The 4602-nt window shown below is 60.4% G+C and carries 2 protein-coding genes; both read left to right on the top strand.

Annotated features, from left to right (window positions below; genetic code table 11):
- Positions 1 to 81: 81 nt before the first annotated feature.
- Complete coding sequence (locus ACEK02_RS23995; protein WP_082730523.1) at positions 82 to 3051, top strand: Tn3 family transposase; 2970 nt, start codon at positions 82 to 84, stop codon at positions 3049 to 3051.
- A gap of 1140 nt (positions 3052 to 4191) precedes the next feature.
- Positions 4192 to 4566 carry a hypothetical protein gene (locus tag ACEK02_RS23990; protein WP_371424025.1) on the top strand — a complete coding sequence of 125 codons (375 nt, stop codon included), beginning with the start codon at positions 4192 to 4194 and terminating at the stop codon, positions 4564 to 4566.
- Positions 4567 to 4602 lie beyond the last annotated feature (36 nt).

Below are 4602 nucleotides of genomic sequence, written 5' to 3'. Positions count from 1 at the left end.
CCGCCGCTGCATCCTGACGTCCGGTTAGGCTATACTCCAGATTGACGCTAGCCTGCTGCTCAGGAGTCGGATGGAGGCAGCATGGCGCGGCGGCGATTATTGACCGGGGAAGAACGGCGGCGCCTGTTCGATGCTCCCCATGACGAAACCGCGATCGTCAGCCACTATACTCTTGCCGTCAGGGATCTTGACCTGATCGGTCGCCGCTATCGACCCGCCAATCGCCTCGGCCTGGCTGCGCAGATCGCATTGATGCGGCACCCTGGCTTCGGTTTGCAGCCCGACATCGGCGTGCCAAATGCGATCCTCCACTACCTTGCTGCCCAGATATTCGTCGATGCGGAGGCTTTCGGCGACTATGGCCAGCGCGCCCAAACGCGCAACGATCACGCTGACATTGCCGCACAGCACCTCGGGTTACGCCCCTTCCGGCGAGGGGATATCCCACTCGCGCTCGACCTGGCCGCGCGAGCCGCCGAACAGACCGACCGGGGCGAGCCCATTGTTCGCGCGTTGATGGAGGGATTGAAGCAGGAGCACTTCATTCTTCCATCGGCCGACACGATCGAACGGGCCGGTCTCGCCGGCAGGGCGCGCGCCCGCAAAGCCGCGGCAGCAACCATCATCGAAAGCCTGGGTCATGCCGAACTGACCCGGATCGACGATTTGATCGTCAACAGCAGCGACTTCGGCATGACGCCGCTGGCTTGGCTGCGCAATTTCGAGGAGGCGCCGACGACGGCAAATATCAACGGCCTGCTGGAACGGCTGCGCTATGCGCGCGGGGTCGGCATCGATCCGGCGATCGGCGCCAAAATTCCCGATTTCCGGTTCGCGCAATTCATGCGTGAAGGTAGCGCGGCACCGGCGTTTCTGCTTTCCGACTATAGCCTCAACAGGCGGCGCGCGACCCTGGTCGCGGCGGTGATCGACCTCGAGGCCCGGCTCGCCGATGCGGCGATCCAGATGTTCGACAGGCTTGTCGGCGGCCTGTTCACACGCGCGCGGCGCAGCCGTGAAAGACGCTATCAGGACAGCATCCGCTCGGTCGGCGAACTCATGCGGTTGTTCGGCGCCACGATCGCGGCGCTGGGAGAGGCGGTCGAGCATGGCGGCAATCCGATGGAACTGATCGACGAGGCTGTGGGCTGGCACAGGCTGGTCGCGGTGAAGGCGCAGGTCGATGCGCTGGCTGATCTGGCGGGGGAAGATGCCCTTGTCGCGGCAACAGGGCGTTATGCGACCTTGCGCCGGTTCAGCCCAGCTTTCCTCGATGCATTCACGTTCAAGGCGACGGGAAGCGGGGTGCAACTGGTCAAGGCGATTGATGTCATCCGCGACGCCAATGCGCGCAAAACGCGCAACCTGCCCGATGGCGTTCCCCTGCCATTCGCCAACCGGCAGTGGAAGCGCCTCATCACCGAAGGCGGCCAGATTGACCGTCGGCGCTATGAAACAGCCGTCATGGCCACCCTGCGCGATCGGTTGCGCGCCGGCGACATATGGGTGGAGGGAACCCGGAACTATCGCCGCTTCGACACCTATCTGTTGAGCCGGCGCGATGCCGGGAAGGTGGCCGAAAACCTTGCATTCCCAAACGATGCTGCGGCCTATCTGGCCGATCGCGCGAGAATGCTCGATTGGCGGCTGCGCCGTTTCGCCAAGGAACTCAAGGCGAACCGGCTTGCAGGCGTGGCGCTCGAGCGCAATCGGCTCAAGCTGCAACCGATGCTGGCAATCACGCCGCCCGAGGCAGAGGCTCTCGATCGCAGGCTCGACGCGCTGTTACCGCGCGTGCGGATCACCGAACTCCTGGTCGAGGTAGCCGAGCGCACCGGCTTCCTGAGCGCGTTCCGCGATCTTCGGTCCGGCAAAGAGCATGACAACCCGCATGCGATCCTTGCGGCCATTCTGGCCGATGGATCGAATCTGGGTCTGGAACGGATGGCCAATGCCAGCGACGGGGTAAGCTACGCCCAGCTTGCCTGGACGCACAATTGGTATCTGTCGCCCGAAAACTACCAGGCTGCGCTGGCCATGATCGTTGCCGCGCACCATGATTTGCCGTTCACGCATCATTGGGGCGCCGGAACCAGTTCATCCTCCGATGGGCAGTTCTTCCGCTCAGGCCGCAGCCGATCCGCAGCTGCCGACATCAACGCCAAATATGGCGGCGAGCCCGGCCTGAAGATCTACTCCCACTTGTCCGATCATTTTGCCTCCTTCGGGTCGCGGATCATGTCGGCCACCGCCGGAGAGGCGCCTTATGTGCTCGACGGCCTCATGTTGGGCGCCGGCGCGCTGCCGCTGCATGAACATTACACCGATACCGGCGGCGCGACTGACCATGTCTTTGCTCTCTGCCATCTTCTCGGCTTCCGCTTCGTACCCCGGTTGCGCGACATCGCCGACCGGAAACTCGGCTCGATCGCTCCACCCTCGACCTACAAGGGCCTCGAAAGCCTCATGGGGCGAACGGTCAAGACCGCCGCGATCGAAGCCGACTGGGAGGACATCGTCAGGATTGTCGCCACCATCAAGGAGGGAGCCGTCGCGCCGTCTGCGATCCTGCGCAAGCTCGCCGCCTACAAGCGCCAGAACAGGCTGGATTTCGCCCTGGCGGAACTTGGTCGCATCGAACGGACGCTGTTCACGCTCGACTGGCTTGAACAGCCCGACTTGCGGCGGGCCTGCCAGGCCGGCCTCAACAAGGGCGAGGCACGTCATACCCTCGCCGCCGCCATCTACACCAACCGGCAGGGCCGGTTCACGGATCGTTCGATCGAGAATCAGGAATATCGGGCATCGGGCCTGAACCTGCTGATCGCGGCGATAGCCTATTGGAACACCATCTATATGGACAGGGCCGCCCAGCACATCAAAGCATCCGGCGTCAGCTTCGACGACGCGCTCCTCGCTCACCTTTCCCCCATGGGCTGGGCGCATATCAGCTTGACGGGAGATTATCTCTGGCACCGGGCAAAACCGCTCTCCCCCGGCGAATTCCGCGCTCTCAACGATCCCATGGCTCGCCTCAAACTCGTGGCATAGCCAATGTTCTCATGATGTCCGCCAAATCGTTGTCTGGCGCACAAACCTTGAGGTGACGCCGACACCACGCGACGCGGCAGCCGGCCCATAAAGGCTCTCATAATCTCATCCCCGGAAAAGGCTGCAATGACGGCACGCGCTATGCGCGTCGGGTCAGCCTCGCGGAGGTCGCAGGATAGCCAAGGGAGCTATAGGGCGGGCCGCTTTGGCTGCCGCAATTGTCCAGATTTCGGAGACTGGCTTCATGAATGCCGCGACCACAAGTGGTGAAGGCACAACGATGGTCTGCAGCACTGCGTGAGCCGCAAGATGGATCAAATCGGCCGTGTCCGGCCGCTCGACCGGAGTGTAATCCGGATGATCTCGATCTGTGGTGGCTACCTGGTCAGGACCCTGGACGTGCCCTTCGACGTCATGCCATGTGGTCAGCGAAACCATCCCAAAAAGTGCCAGAATGGCCGTTAGCACGATAAGTTTTTGGCTACCGAAGGCCCGCACGGAAGTGTGCAATCTGATCGATGGAGCCAACACTCAATCAAATTTATCGGAAACACGGTCGACCCACAAGCGCGCCGCTCGGTAGCGATCATGGTGGTCCAGCGGCCGCTATTGCCGGAGCCCAAGCTGATCGAAGTCTTCTCTGACGAAAGCATATGCTTGTGCCTCGTAATGATCACCGCGCGGATGAGATCGATTTCGACCGGGCCGCGTGATGTACTCATGTGGCTAGTCAATATTAACCATTCTTTAATTCAACAACAATCCAAATACTTCCCGGAGTTCTTGACATAAGCCCGATGGTAGCTTCCTGATATCTGAGAGATATCTGCTATAGAGTGAAGTTACCAAGCTCGAGCATATCAGAATAGTTCAGAATTGATTGATTCATTCCAATTTATGTGTTGAAAACGAGATCGTTTTAAGTTAGAGTTCTTGATCTTTGATCTCCACAACTGGTAAAAACTTATGGCATAGAAGCAGGCAGGGTTAGAAATGCGCTGAGAGCGTTTGTTGTCAAGCAGGGCGAGAAAGTGACGTGGCGGGCAAAGTTCTACCGTAGCTGCAAAGCATACTTGCTCTCGCTTTTCATGCTGGGTAAGCTATCTCTGCGGTTCCCAAGCCATGCCGAAAGGTGTGGTTATGAAATTCTACCTCAGCGCAGCGCTTATCGCGCTTAGCTCCCAAGCGGCAGGCCAAGAGGCCAAGCTTGAAGATTTCTCGAGCAGCACAGCTTCCGAATTCTCGCTCCTGGTGCCCGGAATGGCTGTCAAAAGCCCGACCGCGCAGCCGGAGGTGAAGCAGCTCGTTCCCGAGAGTGAAACGACTGCCTTTACGGGGGAGGCGATCACGCCTGTCAGCCCCGCGACGCCGTTGTTCTACATCCCGTCCTGGATGAGACGCGGAAGCTCTGCCGTCATTCCCACGCGGGTGAACGCATCCGACTTCGGGCCAGATCCCGATTGCCTCTCTGGAGGCTATTTCCCGCGCTATGACCTGTTGTCAACACCGGGATAAAAACGGGCCAGGCACCGGTTTAAAAAGGGGCCAGTT

The sequence above is a fragment of the Tardiphaga sp. genome, from assembly GCF_041424195.1.
Classification (GTDB): domain Bacteria; phylum Pseudomonadota; class Alphaproteobacteria; order Rhizobiales; family Xanthobacteraceae; genus Tardiphaga.
This window is presented reverse-complemented; position numbering and strand designations above follow the sequence as displayed.

What these genes read in the sequence shown, in the direction of transcription:
- ACEK02_RS23995 (WP_082730523.1), top strand. Translation starts at nt 82, where the DNA reads ATGGCGCGGCGGCGATTATTGACCGGGGAAGAACGGCGGCGCCTGTTC.
- ACEK02_RS23990 (WP_371424025.1), top strand. Translation starts at nt 4,192, where the DNA reads ATGAAATTCTACCTCAGCGCAGCGCTTATCGCGCTTAGCTCCCAAGCG.